Below are 16,065 nucleotides of genomic sequence, written 5' to 3'. Positions count from 1 at the left end.
CGTTAGCCCAGTGCGGAGCGCAGCGAAGCACCGAAGCGAAAGCGTAGCCCGAAGCACGCCGACCTTGCCCACACCAGCGCAGCGCAGTGTGGGCAAGGGCACGCCCAAAAAAATAAAATCATTTTTTTAGACCTAATTTTAAGACTTTCTTCATACCTACTTCAAAGGTTAGTCCCCTTTTTTGTACCTTTGTGCAAAAATATGACCTTCAAATCAGGCTTTGTAACTATCGTGGGCGAACCTAACGCAGGTAAATCTACTCTACTCAATCAACTATTAGGACAAAAACTCTGCATCGTAACCCCAAAAGTCCAAACTACCAGACATAGAATCTTGGGAATTTATACCTCAGATACTTGTCAAATTATTTTCTCCGATACGCCAGGCATATTAGAACCTAAATACGAACTACACAAAGCAATGCTTAACTCTATTTACGACGCTCTATCAGATGCAGAAGCTATTTTATGGCTTATTGATGGACAGACCTTAAAAATAAATCAAAATATCCAAGATAAAGTTAAAAAGTCCCGAAAACCTTGCTTACTCCTACTCAACAAAATTGACCTTTTCAATCCTGAAATAATAGAAAAAAAAGTAGAAACGCTGCATCAACTGCTTCCTGAATACGAAATTCTACCTATATCCGCTTTGATGGGTTTACATACCGAATTTATTATCAGAAAGTTAGAAAAAATACTCCCTGAGGGACCTCTCTACTACGATGCAGACCAATTAAGTGATAGAAATGAGCGCTTTTTTGTAAGTGAAATTATTAGAGAAAAAATATTTTTGCGATATGCCCAAGAAATTCCTTATTCTGTACAAGTAGTAGTAAATAGCTTTCAATACAATGAAAAAAGCCAAAAAACACACATACAAGCAGACATCATCGTGATGCGGGAATCCCAAAAGAAAATTATCATTGGTGAAGGTGGAAAAGCTATTAAACGCATAGGTATAATCGCTCGGCAAGAAATAGAAAAATTTTTACAAACGCCTGTACATTTATCTCTCTACGTAAAAGTACAACCTGACTGGCGAGATAAAAAACGCCTGCTCAAAGAGTATGGGTACACGGTAGAGTAATATGAAAGAAAGTCAATTCTTTCTTTGGCAGTATCTTATATTTTTTTAACTTTGCAATAACTAAACATATCTTGTATGTCCAACAAAGTATTAGACTGCCTTATCGTAGATGACGAACCTTTAGCCCACCAAGTTATTGAAAACTATATTCAAAAAGTAGAACGCTTGAAGATAGTAGGAAATTGTTACAATGCGGTAGATACCATTAACTTTTTACACAAAACACCCGTGGATTTAATTTTTTTAGATATCAACATGCCAGAACTAACAGGTATAGACCTGCTAAAAACTCTGCAAGATCCGCCATTAGTCATTTTAACTACGGCGTATTCAGAGTTTGCTTTGGAAGGTTATGAGTTAGGGGTTACAGACTATTTGCTCAAGCCCATACGTTTTGACCGATTCTTAAAAGCTGTAAACAGAGCATTAGATATTTTTGACCGCCAAGTGCCTACAGAGTTAGTTGCTCCCTCTTCTCCAAATTCTTTGACAGAAAAAACAAGTTCCATAGACCACATTCTAGCAAAATCAAATGGAATCACACATAAAATCATGTTAGATAAGATACACTTCATTCAAAGCTACGGTAACTTTATCAAGATATTCACAGATGAAAAAGTATATTTAACCGCTGAAACGATGAAAAACATTGAAGCTACATTGTCAGAAAGCCACTTTATCCGAGTGCATAAGTCTTATTTGGTAAATACTCAATACATAGAAAAAATACTGTCAAATAGCATGTACGTGGCAGGTACAGAAATTCCCATAGGGAATACTTACAAGCAAATTTTACATCAAAAGTTAAAGTTGAAATAAAAATATATCTACAACCTACTGAATACAAGTAACTTAATAAATTTAGGCAGTATATTGCACAACTTTTTTGAGATAATTTCGTTTTATATGCGTAAATTTGCAGACTAGTTTGGCGTATGTCTAATCAAAATTATTATCAAAACGTGTATAGCAACAACGTGTATGTAAGCCGAGCGGTAGAATTTGGCAAAACGCTCATGGCTAAAATTTACTTATGGATGTTTGTCGCACTTATGATTAGTGCAGTAACAGCAGTTTATACACACAATAGCAGTTTATTTTTTACTGAGGTAGAGGGCAGAGTAGTTCTCAAAAACCGAGGATTGCTTTGGGGTGCAATTATTGCTGAATTCGTGCTAGTTTTCGTGTTATCCGCTGCTATACAGAGAATTTCGGCTTTGGTAGCCACTATTATGTTTGTTGTATATTCAGCACTTAACGGTCTGACGTTATCCATGATACTCATGGCTTACACTACTTCATCTGTGGCAAATGCTCTATTCGTAACCGCAGGTACATTCGGCGCTATGTCATTTTTAGGCTTTACCACTAAGCAAGATTTAACTCGCTTCGGTTCATTCCTTTTCATGCTATTGATAGGAGTAATTATAGCCAGCATTGTAAATATATTTACTCGCAGCTCTGTATTTGATTGGATTATTAGTTTCGTAGGTTTAGCTGTATTTATTGGTCTATCGGCTTATGATACTCAAAAACTAAAAGAAATGGCAGAAAATGTTCCTGCGGATAGCGAACAAGGTAAAAAATTTGCCATATTTGGCGCTCTACAACTCTATCTTGACTTTGTGAACATATTCTTGTACCTACTTCGCCTATTTGGAGAAAGAAAATAAAATTTCTCAAACTATTTTTTAAGGTCTGTGTGTCATTTGGCACACAGACTTTTTGCATTTTTAAGAAGGAATAGTTCTCAAAAGATGCGGCAAGTATTTTGTTTGTTGGGTTGGACAAAAAATCTTTTTTGGGCTATGGGATTTATTTTTATGGTCAAGACAAATGTACAAGCTCAAAAATTATTTTATTATGGTTCAGCGCATATATTTTTAGGTACTCCTATTAACCGCATGGGTGTGGTAGCAGGAATGGGGATGAGTTATGGGCATATTCAACTGCATACACATTTGCGAGTGCATTATTCTTTTACGCATTGGGTAAAAGGCAAATCTACTCCTGAACTTCAACACGCAATAGGCGGACTATTTACTTGGGGCAGTCCAAACTCTTTGCTTGTACATGAACTTAACTATCAAAATTTTACGCTTTATAGGCATGCTGTGGGTTATCTACATCATTGGTACATAGATAGAGTAAAAACTTCACAGCGTACAGGAAGTATTTGTTTGCAAATAGACAGGTTTTGCCTTATAATGGAAAATGATGTATTAGCGGGACAAGGTAAAGATAATTTTAGAACAGGAGGTTTTAAAGTCAGTTATCAAGTCAATTCTATGCATGCCATTGGTGTAAGCACGATTTTATGGACAGGTATGACACAAGGGGCTTTGCGTATAGATAGTAGCGGCTATCCTGCACGGTTCGGATATAAAGATTTGTCGCAAAGCTTGTATGGCAAACAGTCCAAGGGTATTTTAGCGGTGCAGTACAGTTATTTGCATCCTTTTTTACGGATAGTACAAGTACAAGCAGGTATAGATGCAGAACCTATCAGGCACTTTTTTCAAAATAAACTTATTCATGATATGCCCTTTTTGCCCAAACGTTGGAATAAAGCTAAAAATCCGCATTATCCTATGTTAGATACCGAAGGTTTGCCATACTTAGATCCATCAAAGCAACGGATTCGCAAACCTAAGCCTTATTTTGAGGTAGGTATTCAACCTAGCAGTTTTTATTAAAGAAGATTGCAAAGAGTTGCGATAGATTTAAGGATAATTTTATTTTTGGGCGTGCCCCTTGCTGCGCAAGGGTCGGGGCATTCCGCACTACGCTTCGCTTCGGTACTTCGCTAACGCTTCGTACTGCCTAACGGCATGCTCCATGCCCCTCACGCAGATAACATGAGCAATTAGGTCTTTACCTTGTTTAAGCTTGAAGTACAAGTACTTACAAGCTAAAACTTTGCATAAGATGTATAGAAATGGATTTTTCAGAGATCCTTTGCGTGAGGCATGCGGAGGGCGTGCGTTAGCACGGTGCGCAGCGCAGCGTAGCACCGAAGCGTCAGCGTAGCCCGAAGCACGCCGACCTTGCCCACACAAGCGCAAGCGAAGTGTGGGCAAGGGCACGCCCAAAATAAAAAACTTATCCTTATTCTATTCTTCTTTGCTAGTCAAGGGAAGATTTTTCTTTATTGTGGGTTTTTTTACTACTGTTTTTTCATTATTGTCTTTGTCCTCATAGCCCAAAATTCGTAGTACATCTTCCTGCTTTTGCTCGGGGCTGAAAAGCTTGAAAATTAACTCTCCTTTTTCATCTTTATCTATGATGATTTGCTTAGGGGTTGGAATTAGGCAATGATGCACACCTCCTACACCTCCAAGCGTTTGTTGATAAGCTCCTGTGTGAAAAAAGCCTATGTACTGCGTTTTTTTAGTTTTGGGCATGTATATTTCCTGTAAATGGACTTCGGCATTGTAATAATCTTCTGCATCGCAGGTCATTCCGCCGATATTTACCCGTTGGTAAGGGGCATCCCAATTGTTAATTGGCAAAAGAATGAATCTTTGATTAGTAGCCCATATATCTGGTAAAGTAGTAATCAAACTTCCATCTATCATGAACCAATTTTCACGGTCATTTTGTTGTTTTTTGCCTAACACTTCAAACAATACGCCTGAACTTTCAGCTACCGTGAAAGCACCAAATTCGGTAATAATATCAGGTTCGCGTACACCCTCAGATTCGCATATTGTCTTAATATAATAGACTATTTGATTGACAATATACTCATAGTCATAGTCAAAAGATAAAGTATTTTTGAAAGGAAAACCTCCGCCTATGTCCAAGTATTGTAAAGTTTCACATTCTTTTTTAAGTTCGCAATAGAGATAAACGCACTTTTCTAGCTGCTCCCAATAATACGGCGCGTCTTTGATACCAGAATTGACAAAGAAATGTAATACTTTGAACTCTAATTTAGGATTGTCTTTTATTCTGTCCCAATAGAAGTCTAAAATACGCTCTGCACGAATACCTAAGCGAGAAGTGTAAAATTGGAAATCGGGTCGTTCTTCGGTAGCGATACGTATTCCTACCTTGAAATTTTTTTTGATATTTTTTTCATAGTATCGTAGTTCCTCTAAATTGTCTAAAATTGGAATAGTGTTGTGAAACCCATCGTTAATTAAATCACTAATGTAGCGCGTGTAAGTTTCATTTTTGAATCCATTACAGATAATCATGTTATCTTTGGAGAGCTTACCTTTACGATACAGAGCTCGTATAATGGGTATATCAAATGCAGATGAAGTTTCTATTTCTGTGTTGTTTTTGAGTACTTCTTCTAATACGTAAGAAAAATGTGAACTTTTGGTACAATAGCAATACGTATATGTACCTCGGTAGTCATTATTGAGAAACGCTTGTTGAAATAATAGTCTTGCTTTTCGAATTTTACGCGATATGCTCGGCAAATACGTAAATCGTAAAGGGGTACCATACTCATAAATTAACTTCATTAGGTTTATTCCCTCAAAATAAAGTTCATTATCAATAACTTCGAAACCTTCTTGGGGAAAATCTACGTTCTGTTTGAGGAACTCTTCGTAAGTTTGCACGGCTTCTTTTATTCAAGCGCAAATTTACAGAATAAATTTTTTATAGCCCTACTATTCAAAATAAATTTAACAATGCTCTACATTCATGTACCTTTTTGTAAGCAAGCTTGTTCTTATTGTGATTTTTATTTTGTTACAGGCTTTAAGTACAAAGCCGAGTATGTTCAGGCTGTGCAAAATGAGATTAAACTTCGCAAAAACGAAATAAATGAAGTATTAAACAGCATTTATTTTGGTGGAGGAACACCGAGTAGGCTTAGCATCGCAGAAATAGAACAAATTTTGAATGTTATACATGCAAATTTCAAGGTTCTTGATACAACAGAAATTACTTTAGAAGCTAATCCTGATGACCTTACTCATGAATACATAAAAGGACTAATAGTTTTAGGTATTAACCGATTATCTATTGGTGTTCAATCTTTTGATGACAATGAGCTAAAATTCATGCATCGTACGCATACTGCTCAAAAAGCAGAATACAGTGTAAAGTTAAGCCAAGATACAGGCATAGAAAATATCAGCATAGACTTGATATATGGAAGCCCACTTTTAACTGATTCTCAATGGCAAAAAAACATACAAACCGCTATACAGCTGCAAATACCTCATATTTCTGCGTATAATTTGACTATTGAACCTAAAACCGCACTTTATCAGAAAGTTCAGCAAGGAATTTTACCCCCCGTAGATGAACAAAAGTCTGCTATTCAATTTAGGATGGTCGTAGAAATACTTGAACACGCAGGTTTTGAACATTATGAAATTTCTAATTTTGCTCTGCCTAATTGGTATTCAAGACACAATGTAGGATATTGGCTACATGCTCCGTATTTAGGCATAGGACCTTCTGCTCATAGCTTTGATGGAAATACTCGAAGTTGGAATGTAAGAGATATCTATACTTATCTTTCAGATTTGTTAAAAAATAAGCTTTCCATAGAAGAAAAAGAGAGTCTAACTTTAGAACAGAAGGCTAATGAGATGTTAATGCTCGGGCTTAGAACCAAATGGGGCGCAAATCTAAATAAGATATACCAAAAAACAGAAATTGACTTTTTTAAAATAAAAGGTACGGAAATAGAACAGTTTTTAGAGCAGAAGTTACTTAATATCAGTAATCAAGTACTATATTTAACTCTGGAAGGCAAACTTCTTGCAGATTATATTACGCAAAAACTGATAGTATAAACTACATACTATTTTTTATAACAAAAAATACTAAAAAAATATATAATTTTTAGCACTTACTTTGTATGAAAAGTTTTAACTTTGCGATAAGTAGAAGGTTAGAGTTTATGTGCCTTCGGTACTTAGGTTTTATTGTGCTTATTTTTTGGGCATACTTAAAAGCAGATGCTGTGTTATACGCCCAAACTGATAGACAAGCCCCAAAATTTAATTCAAAAGGGCGAGGAAAAATGGATCCTTATCGCCAAGCTAAGAAACTAGATTGGCAGTACTACGCGGATTACATTGAGCATGGGGACTATTTAGTACAATCTCAAGTTAAAGAGTATGAAAATGTACTAAAAATGAATCCGAATAGCGCCTTAGCTAATTTTAAGTATGGCTGGGCAATCATGAACAGTAATAGCAATACTAAGTCCAATGCCTTGTACTACCTATTACGCGCGGAAGAGTTAGATCCAAAGGTAGACCCAAAGTTAAAGTTCTACATTGGCAAAGTATATCAATACATGCACGATTTCAACATGGCACTTCGGTATTTTGAAAAGTACAAAGAAAAACTCCCCAAAGGAAGCTACGAGTACAAGCTCACGGAACAGGAAATAATCGCTTGCAAACATGCTATGGAAGCCATACGTGAAGAAAATATTGCTCACCACAAAATTATCAATGTAGCAGAACTGAATAGTCCCCTAGCAGACTACGTACCTATTTTAACTCCATCAGGCGATAGAATGTATTTCACTTCTTGCAGAGAAATGAATTTCGATAGTGAAGAAAGTTACATGGAAGATATTTATGTATCCATTAAATTAGATAGCGTACACTGGAGTACTCCTATTAAACTCGGCGAAGATAAATATCTCAACAGTAGGTGGCATGAATCTGTAATTAGCCTATCTCCCGATGGAAAAACGATATTTTTATACAACATAGGTCATGGAGCAGACTTGTATCAAGCTGACTTAGAGGATACTCATCACTGGACTAATGTACGCCCTATTCCTGAAATCGATGGCATAACCAGCCGAGAACCCAGCGTTTGTATATCACCTAATAGAAAAATCATGATATTCAGTAGCGATAGAGCGGATTCAAAAAGGGGGCTTAGATTTGTATTATACCGTTAAGGATAAGAAGGGGAAATGGCAAAAACCTGTAAACTGTGAAATTTTAAACACAATTTTTGATGAAGATGCCCCAATTATAGCCCATGATGGGGTAACAGTCTATTTTAGTTCAAGAGGACACAACTCTATGGGAGGTTACGATATATTCAAAACAACCTTAGACACTAATACTATGCAATTTTCTCCGCCTATTAACTTAGGTTACCCCCTTAACTCTGTTGGTAATGATATCTACTTTGTACTTAACAAAGATGACAAGACAGGCTACTTTACCTCAGACCGAGAAGGTGGATTTGGGGAAAAAGATATTTATTATTTTGAACTCAATACCCAAAAAGACAAAAACTTTACACAGTTAGAAGAAGAAAATGAAAACAACGCTGCAATAACAGAGCAAGCTCAAAATACACCAGAACAAATTGTTATCAAGGGTACAGAGGTCATGTCGCCCATTATTCAAGAAATGATAGAAAAATTTACTGAATACAAAAAAAATTGCATAATTGACAGAAAAGTTACAGGTTCTTTAATGGGAATTCGTCACCTACTCAATGGAGTATCAGATATATGTGTTTCTACCCGAGAAATGAACGCTAGCGAAATTCGAGAAATGAAGATGCGCTATGGTCAAAAGGCAGGCTACACTATCCCGATTGCACACACCTATATTTCTATTATAGTGAATGCAGACAATCCCATTGAAGAAATAAGTTTTGAACAACTTCGTAAAATTTATACAGGAGAAATCACTAATTGGAAAGAAATCGGTGGAAAAAATGAACCCATCCAAAAATTTAGCTTAGAGAATTTTAATGATACTTATTTACACTTCAAAAAAACAGTCTTAGGACCAGACTTTTGTGATAGCACTACTGTTTTTGTACCTGCTGAAGAAATAGTTGATAAAGTAGCTAAACACCGTAACGCAATTGGCTTTGGACTAATAGAAAAAGGGAATAACATTAAAGTAATCAAAGTAAAAAAAGACGATAACGAACCTGCCACACTTCCCACAGTAGCAAATGTACGTGCTAACTTGTACCCACTTACTCGTGATATCTATTTCATTCTTCGTGAAGAGCCCAAGGGTATTATTAAAGAGTTTATAGACTGGGTCATTTCCGCAAAAGGACAAGATTTAGCTCGTCATAGCGGATGCTACCCCTACTATTGATTTTCATAAACAGCCTGTTCGCCCACCATCTACAGGTAGATTTATTCCTGTGATGTAACTTGCCCAAGGGCTAGCTAAAAAAGCTACGGCATAAGCAATTTCTTCCGGTTTTGCAAACCGATGCATAGGTATTTCATGCAGCATTGTTTCTGTAACCTGCTCTTGAGTTTGATTAGTCTTTTGTGCTTTTACTTCAATCAGACTTTGTAAACGCTCTGTATAGGTAGCTCCAGGCAGTACATTATTGACTGTGATGCCGTATTTAGCTACTTCGTTAGATAAAGTTTTTGCCCAATTAGCTACGGCAGCTCGAATGGTATTAGAAACTCCAAGTCCTTTTATCGGTTGTTTTACAGAAGTAGAAATAATGTTGATGATTCTACCAAATCCTATTTCTTTCATTTTAGGCAAAACTGCTTGTGCAATGATATGATTACAAATAAGGTGCTGCTCAAAAGCCACTCTAAAATCTTCAATAGCCGCATTTTCTATTTCACCCGCAGGCGGACCACCCGTATTATTGACCACAATATGAATAATTTTAGATTGAGTATATTCCTGTATGACCGTTCGGACTTGTTCAGGATTTGTAAAATCCGCAACCAAGTATTCATGATGCTGCGTATTGGATTGACAAAGTTCAGATAGCTTTTGTTTGAGCTTTACTTCATTTCTTGCCATCAGTACAATGTTAGCCCCTAATGAAGATAACAAAAAAGCAGTGGCACTACCTATACCTTGGGTAGCGCCACACACTAATGCCGTTTTACCGCCTAAATCTAAAGGTTGCATGCAGCAAACCTAACAAAAATATCTTTATGAACCTACTAACGCTCTAAACTCTCCATTCGTAACTAATCTGATGTTGCTTGAACTTAAAGAAGGTACAGCTACTCTACCTGAAAATGTACCCTTGATGTAACGTTTTTTCTTATCTAATTGAGCTACCTCAATTTCTGTAATCACAATTTTATCTCCAGGTTCGGCAACTAAAGCGGATGTCCACAAGTTAGAAAGTCCTTCCTTATAGTAAAAATTGATGCTCGTTGAGCCATCTGTTGTGATAGGATACTCCCCTGTAGTTACTGCAGCTAAGGAATCCTTACCCGTGTTAATAGTAATTCCCAGGTACGGATAAGAGGTATTTGGAGCTATGATAGTAATAGTTTTTCCTGAAAAAGTTCCTAAGGGGGCAGAGTTTGTGTACAGGTAGGTATTCCCATTTCCCGTAGTGTCTATGGTAGCTTTAATCCACACGCCTGTAAATTGAGAAGCAGGAACATCTTTATCTGATTGTTTTGCGCAGGATGTCCAAAGGAACAAACCCGTAATTAAAACTACTAAAAAGACAAGTTGTTTTTTCATACTCATCAAAGTTTGCATAAAAGTAACAAAATTTATACCACAGCTTATTTGTTTTTGAATTTTGAATATTTTTTGGGCGTGCCCTTGTGGGCACTTCGCTGCGCTCATGCCCACAAGGTCGGCGTGCTTCGGCCTACGCTATCGCTTCGGTGCTACGCTGCGCTTCGCACCGTGCTGACGCACGCCCTTCGCATGCCTCACGCAAAATAAAAACCCCTCAAGCTATTTTCCCGCATGATCCCTATAAACTTAATAAGAAGTTACCTGCAACGAATAGCTTTCTACCATTTCTTTTTGACTTTCCTTGACTTTCTGCACAATATTATCTGCTACGGGCTGTATAGAACGTAAGAAAATAGAAGTATATAAACCAATAGCTATCATCAAAATAGCTAAGGGAGCAAGAACTAAGCGTTCTCTCAATGTAATATCTTCCAAATTCTTAACTCGTTCACTTTCTAGATTCCCAAACAAAACTTTTTTAAGCATATACAACATATACACTGCGGCAAATATTACGCCCATTGTACTCACTATTATATATGGCTTAACATTAACCACCGTAGAACTGTAACTACCTAACAAGATTAAAAATTCTCCCACAAAACTATTTAAGCCAGGCAAACCTATTGAGGAAAGTGCAGAAAGTACAAAAAAGAAAGTATACACGGGCATAACTTTAGCCACACCTTGGTAGTCAAACACTAAAACGCTGCGCTCATCATTTCTTAAAGCCAACATACCTACACACAAAAATAAAGCCCCCGTAGAAATAGAATAGTTAATCAATTGTAGTACAGATCCGCTCAAAGCTTCCTCGTTGATGCTAAAAATTCCTAACACAATAAAACCTATGTGCGAAACAGAAGAGTAAGCCAACAAACGCTTCATATCAGGCTGTTTCATGGCTATGATAGCACCGTATATCACTCCGCAGGTGGCTAATACACTCATTACAGGTGCGTAGTACACGCATGCATCAGGTAATAGAGGTAAAGTGTATCGAATGAATCCGTAAATGCCTATCTTAATCAATAGAGCAACCAGCATAGCCCCCACGGTGGTATTCGCGTATGTATCGGCAATCCAAGTATGAAAAGGAAATAGTGGAGACTTAATAGCAAAAGATAAAGCAAAGCCTATAAACAGCCACTGCTGAACCGATAACCCTATACGAGCATTTCTCAATTTCATATAATCCGTAGTAAACACCCCTCCATTGACCATATCCCCACCTACATAACCTAAATACAAAATTGCCACAAGCATAAGCAGAGAACCAAACAAATTATACACTAAGTACTTTACTGATGCCTTATATCTGTCCTTACCTCCCCATATACCTATTAAGAAGAACACAGGTATCAACGTGGCTTCAAAGAAAATATAGAACAAAAGTACATCTAACGCACAAAATACTCCCAAAAGAGCGGTTTCTAAAAAAAGAAGAAGCGAAAAGTATAGTTTGCTATTGTGGTAGTTTCTTTGCCAGCTGAATAGTACAGACAAAGGGAATAACAGTGTAGTCAGCATGATTAAAAGTCCGCTAACCCCATCTATGCCCACTATGTATTTCACATCTACGTAGGAAACCCATTGTTGTATTGTACTGTCATAATAACCCAACCAAAAATACCGACTTATCAGCTGAAAATCAGGATTTCCGACATCTATTTTTGTGTATAAAAATACAGACAAAAAGAACGCAGCTAAAGAAACGATGAGTGTAATTACTTTGGCTAAGCGTTCTGGGGATAGGGCTACTAGGATGATGCTCAATAGAGGTAAAAAAATCAATACATTTAGACTTATCATACTGCAAAGGTAAAAGAAAAAATAAAAATCAAAAGACCAAAGTGTAGAAAACTCGGTTAGTAGTGCAAAAATCGATGATAGCTAAAAGTTGAATTTTAATTTTATTAGGCGTGTCCTTATGGGCGTTTTGATGCGCTCATGCCCACAAGGGCGGCGTACTTTGAGCTACGTACGGAACACCTTGACCCTTACGCAGCAAAGAGCAAGCTAAAAAATCAACTATTTTTCTAAATAAAAAATAAGGTGAGCCTTAAAGCAAGACTCACCCACATTCGCAATCTTTACTTGATTGTTCTTATTAAGCAGTTAGTTTTTCATGACAGATTTTGCCATATTTTGGGCTAACACAGTGGCTTTGGGACCTCCCATTACTATTCGGTTAGATACCACATTAAGGTCGTGGTAAGTACCATCAGGATTGACAAAGAACTTATTTACATCTATACTGCATTGCATTACATAGTGGTCATTGTTGGGAATTATGAATGTATGAGTATCCGCAGTCATATTGACAAAGTTGATGCGCATTCTACGGTCTTCAGTTATGCTGTTTCCGATATGGAATTTGAAGGGCTTGGAATTTCCTAATGAGTCATAAGTACCTTCAAACTTATTGAATATGTAGCCTGCATTCCAAGACCAATACATTCCATTATTGGTATGTAGAGGATTGTTAGGGTCTGTAATTTTGGTAGCGTCAATGTTGTTTTTATTTGTAGGTACTCCAATAGTAAAGCGGATGCCTTTATATGTTCCCGCAGGTACTCCTTTGATAGTAACTAGAGCCCCTTTACCACCATGAGCAGTTTTTGCAGTAGTGCTTTTTATGCTTTTGTTAGACATGTCCACGAGATAGATGCCATTGTCTTTGTACTCACTACCATCTTCTCTTACAAAGGTAACTTCTGAAATGTACAATTTGAATTCAGTTACCTTGTAGTTGTTGCCTGCTCCATTAGTGTAAGTGTTACCAAATACCAAGTCTGTAGTATTAACTACAGGATTAAGATATAGCTCTAATTCGCCTTTTGGCGTAGCAGGGGGATTATTGTCATCTTTTTTCTTTTTACAACCCATAGTAACCCCCAAAGTGCTAGCAAGTAGCACTAACCCGATGAACTTGAAACGATACACTTTCATATAGCTTCAACAATTAAAAAGATGTTTTTATTTTAGAAATAAGGTTAGTCCTGTTCTAATTCGCCAATATGGTTCATTTTGCATGCCTTGCAGCCAAGTGTAAATAGGAATTTGAAAGCTAATAGGAAACAACCATTTCTTGTATTGAACTTGAGCGCCTACATGATACCAAAGAATAAAGCCACCTGTGTTATCCAAGCTTTGGTTATTTACCCTATGTGCCTCATTCCAATCCTGATTCAAACCTGTGTTTAGATTGAGCCTAAGCATCTTTTGCTCATTTTGTAAAATAGAGTAGGCGACCAAACTTTGCGTATTTAGAGTAGAACCAAAACGTATTCCGTCAAATCCTTTCATGCCTTGTCTGTATTGCGTTTGAATACGAGTGAGCCATTTTTTATAACTAAACCACAATGAGATGCCTGCAAGGGGATCAAAAGAACCGCTACCAGTAATGAGATAGTTACTTTCAAATACAATGTAGCTGCTGCCTGTTGGAAGTTCCAAGCCTATTGTAGCACCTATACCATACTTTTCATTTTGGAGCACCTTGTAAGATGCCAATAGGGCTACATCACCGAATGTAGGAGCATGTTTGTCTGAAGCAATGGCTACCCAAAAAGGAACTTGTGCGTGTAGAGTTAGTTTATCGTGCAGTCCGTACCGAGCTTGTAAAGTTGTAAGTAGAACACTTTCAAGTTGAGTGTGTGCAGGTTGGGCAACATTTGAGCTATGGTTATGACTATGATTATGGTGGCTATGAGTGTGGCTGTGGTTATTATGGACAAAGTTTGTATTTGATACAAGGTTTGTAAAGTCTGTGTTTATGTCTGCTACCCATTTGCGTGCGGCTAGAGTAGTGAAATTTAAGATATTCTCGCCGTTACTGCACAAAGTTGGGTTTCCACAACACGGTTGACTTTTTGCTGTGATAGCTACCCCCAAACATGCTCCTATCCACACCCGTAGAAAAATAGATTTGTAGTAGAACATAGTGGTTGGATAGGAAGTTTATTGGATAAGCTGTATTTTTTGATTTTTTTAGTTGGGATTTAGAATAGGTCAAAATGTGCTTTTGGGGGCATTTCTAGAACGTCAAGGTAATTTTTGGGTAAGTATACTTGGTAAGAAGTACCAAAAAAAGGTGTGCTATTTTGGTTGAGAAAAAGATAGTCCAAACTTTCCCAAATACTTTCTTTTACATTTTGAACTTTGATATTTTTTTGTTCTTTGCTCGTAGGACTGGTAGAGTTAGACAGTTGCTCTTGTTTATCTACCTGTTTTTTGAAAAAGCACTTACCTTTGCAACAGTTGTCAGGTATATCTTTTTTTTCACAAAAGATTTTGCTTATATAGTTTTGATTCCATTTGTAGTAAGCCCATAGCAGCAGGTTTGCACTAATTTGTAGCGCAAGACTGCTCAACAATAAACTCGCCACTATGAACTTCACAAATGAAATCACATTGCAAGTATAAGCATAAAGCAATCAAAATGCAAATTTTTTGGTTAGTTTTTAGGGATTAAGTCATTTTGTAGTTGACTTTCAGGTAATTCAGTTGTAACACTAGTCCGTTTAAATTCAGGAAAAGTAATCTGTTCAATACTTTTTGATAAACCTGATGCCTCATCAATTTGAATAGCTACTGCGTTGATATGCAAATCTCCTTCGGCAAGTTCAAATTTTTGGGGAGTTTGAAGCATGAATTTGCGTATGATGGACTCTTTACTGATACCGATGACAGAGTCATGGGCACCTGTCATTCCTACATCTGTGATATATGCTGTTCCCATGGGCATAATTTGATGGTCTGAAGTAGGTACATGGGTATGAGTGCCTACTAAAGCGCTTACTCTGCCATCTAAATACCAAGATAAAGCTCGTTTTTCTGATGTAGCTTCGGCATGAAAATCTACTACAATAATTGGAGTATGCCTTTTTATTTTTTCAATCGTTTCATCTGCTTTGATAAAAGGACACTCTACGTAGTTCATAAAAGTACGCCCTTGTAGATTGATAACACCTATTTTTAAGTGAGTGTTAGGAATGGTATAGATGCCGTATCCTTTACCCGGTACTCCTTTGGGATAGTTTAAGGGGCGCAGCAAACGCTTATCCAAGTCCATGTAATTGAAAATTAAGTGCTTATCAAAACTATGGTTTCCGCCCGTGATAACATGAATCCCCATTTCATACAATTTTTGAACCTGCTGAAAGTTGTATCCTCTACCTTCGTGCATATTTTCGCCATTTGCGATGATGAAATCAGGATTGAAACGCCTTTTGAGAATAGGTAAGGAAATTGATAGAATTTCTATGCCTGGTTCTCCGACGATATCTCCAATAAACAGAACTGTAATCATAGTGCAAAAAAACACAAAAAAACAAAACGATGAAGTATCAGTAATTGAGGTCTCAAATGGGCTAAAATTACTTTTTGATTGTATCATTTTAGGTTATTTTTTGGTAGCTTGGACTTTGACCGTGTAGTTTTAGTTTTATTTATGATTGATTTTTTGGGCGTGCCCCTTGCTGACGCAAGGGTCGGGGCATTCCGCACTGCGCTTCGCTTCGGTGCTTCGCTG

The 16,065-nt window shown here is 37.2% G+C and carries 17 protein-coding genes; 8 read left to right on the top strand and 9 right to left on the bottom strand.

The window, feature by feature from the left end:
* Positions 1-201 precede the first annotated feature (201 nt).
* The 4 genes from era to NZ519_05305 all read left to right on the top strand — a co-directional run bounded on the left by era (position 202) and on the right by NZ519_05305 (position 3,785).
* A complete protein-coding gene (gene era / locus NZ519_05320; protein ID MCS7028167.1) occupies positions 202-1,089 on the top strand; it encodes a GTPase Era in 888 nt (295 codons plus the stop codon).
* Positions 1,090-1,164: 75 nt separating this feature from the next.
* Entirely contained in the window at positions 1,165-1,908 is a 744-nt protein-coding gene (locus NZ519_05315; protein MCS7028166.1) for a LytTR family DNA-binding domain-containing protein, read from the top strand.
* A 116-nt stretch (positions 1,909-2,024) separates the two neighbouring features.
* A complete protein-coding gene (locus NZ519_05310; protein ID MCS7028165.1) occupies positions 2,025-2,762 on the top strand; it encodes a Bax inhibitor-1/YccA family protein in 738 nt (245 codons plus the stop codon).
* Positions 2,763-2,897: 135 nt separating this feature from the next.
* Positions 2,898-3,785 carry a polymorphic toxin type 23 domain-containing protein gene (locus NZ519_05305; protein ID MCS7028164.1) on the top strand — a complete coding sequence of 296 codons (888 nt, stop codon included), beginning with the start codon at positions 2,898-2,900 and terminating at the stop codon, positions 3,783-3,785.
* Positions 3,786-3,872: 87 nt separating this feature from the next.
* Here NZ519_05305 and NZ519_05300 read toward each other — a convergent pair whose 3' ends face one another.
* Together NZ519_05300 and NZ519_05295 are read right to left on the bottom strand one after the other, a co-directional pair.
* Positions 3,873-4,181 carry a hypothetical protein gene (locus NZ519_05300; protein ID MCS7028163.1) on the bottom strand — a complete coding sequence of 103 codons (309 nt, stop codon included), beginning with the start codon at positions 4,179-4,181 and terminating at the stop codon, positions 3,873-3,875.
* 21 nt (positions 4,182-4,202) lie between these two features.
* Complete coding sequence (locus tag NZ519_05295) at positions 4,203-5,666, bottom strand: arginine decarboxylase (GenBank protein ID MCS7028162.1); 1,464 nt, start codon at positions 5,664-5,666, stop codon at positions 4,203-4,205.
* A 72-nt stretch (positions 5,667-5,738) separates the two neighbouring features.
* Here NZ519_05295 and hemW point away from each other — a divergent pair, with 72 nt between their 5' ends.
* The 3 genes from hemW (at position 5,739) to NZ519_05280 (ending at position 9,161) form a co-directional block, all read left to right on the top strand.
* Entirely contained in the window at positions 5,739-6,857 is a 1,119-nt protein-coding gene (gene hemW, locus NZ519_05290) for a radical SAM family heme chaperone HemW (protein MCS7028161.1), read from the top strand.
* Positions 6,858-6,922: 65 nt separating this feature from the next.
* Positions 6,923-7,987: a hypothetical protein gene (locus NZ519_05285; GenBank protein ID MCS7028160.1), complete on the top strand. Its 1,065-nt coding sequence runs from the start codon at positions 6,923-6,925 to the stop codon at positions 7,985-7,987.
* Complete coding sequence (locus tag NZ519_05280; protein MCS7028159.1) at positions 7,971-9,161, top strand: substrate-binding domain-containing protein; 1,191 nt, start codon at positions 7,971-7,973, stop codon at positions 9,159-9,161. The genes NZ519_05285 and NZ519_05280 overlap by 17 nt, the downstream gene beginning before the upstream one ends.
* 3 nt (positions 9,162-9,164) lie before the next feature.
* Here NZ519_05280 and NZ519_05275 read toward each other — a convergent pair whose 3' ends face one another.
* Positions 9,165-9,953, bottom strand: a complete 789-nt coding sequence (locus tag NZ519_05275; GenBank protein ID MCS7028158.1) for an SDR family oxidoreductase — start codon at positions 9,951-9,953, stop codon at positions 9,165-9,167.
* A gap of 24 nt (positions 9,954-9,977) precedes the next feature.
* Positions 9,978-10,634, bottom strand: a complete 657-nt coding sequence (locus tag NZ519_05270; GenBank protein ID MCS7028157.1) for a hypothetical protein — start codon at positions 10,632-10,634, stop codon at positions 9,978-9,980.
* On the opposite strand from NZ519_05270, the gene NZ519_05265 reads away from it, so the two are divergent.
* Positions 10,613-10,834, top strand: a complete 222-nt coding sequence (locus NZ519_05265) for a hypothetical protein (GenBank protein MCS7028156.1) — start codon at positions 10,613-10,615, stop codon at positions 10,832-10,834. The two genes, NZ519_05270 and NZ519_05265, sit on opposite strands and share 22 nt — an antisense overlap.
* Here the strand turns inward: NZ519_05265 and NZ519_05260 are convergent.
* The 5 genes from NZ519_05260 to NZ519_05240 form a co-directional block, all read right to left on the bottom strand.
* The gene (locus tag NZ519_05260; protein ID MCS7028155.1) at positions 10,776-12,341 is read right to left on the bottom strand and encodes an NADH-quinone oxidoreductase subunit M; all 1,566 of its coding nucleotides are present in this window, start codon (positions 12,339-12,341) and stop codon (positions 10,776-10,778) included. The two genes, NZ519_05265 and NZ519_05260, sit on opposite strands and share 59 nt — an antisense overlap.
* A gap of 306 nt (positions 12,342-12,647) precedes the next feature.
* The gene (locus NZ519_05255; protein ID MCS7028154.1) at positions 12,648-13,481 is read right to left on the bottom strand and encodes a hypothetical protein; all 834 of its coding nucleotides are present in this window, start codon (positions 13,479-13,481) and stop codon (positions 12,648-12,650) included.
* Between the two features lie 27 nt (positions 13,482-13,508).
* Positions 13,509-14,375, bottom strand: coding sequence for a hypothetical protein (locus NZ519_05250; protein MCS7028153.1), 867 nt, complete (start codon positions 14,373-14,375; stop codon positions 13,509-13,511).
* A 158-nt stretch (positions 14,376-14,533) separates the two neighbouring features.
* The gene (locus NZ519_05245) at positions 14,534-14,920 is read right to left on the bottom strand and encodes a hypothetical protein (GenBank protein MCS7028152.1); all 387 of its coding nucleotides are present in this window, start codon (positions 14,918-14,920) and stop codon (positions 14,534-14,536) included.
* A gap of 68 nt (positions 14,921-14,988) precedes the next feature.
* Positions 14,989-15,843 (bottom strand): TIGR00282 family metallophosphoesterase, encoded by an 855-nt coding sequence (locus NZ519_05240; protein ID MCS7028151.1) that lies wholly within the window; start codon positions 15,841-15,843, stop codon positions 14,989-14,991.
* Positions 15,844-16,065 lie beyond the last annotated feature (222 nt).

This window comes from Bacteroidia bacterium, from assembly GCA_025056095.1.
Lineage (GTDB): Bacteria > Bacteroidota > Bacteroidia > JANWVE01 > JANWVE01 > JANWVE01.
The sequence above is the reverse complement of the archived record's forward strand: the minus strand, read 5'-3'. Positions and strand labels throughout refer to the sequence as shown.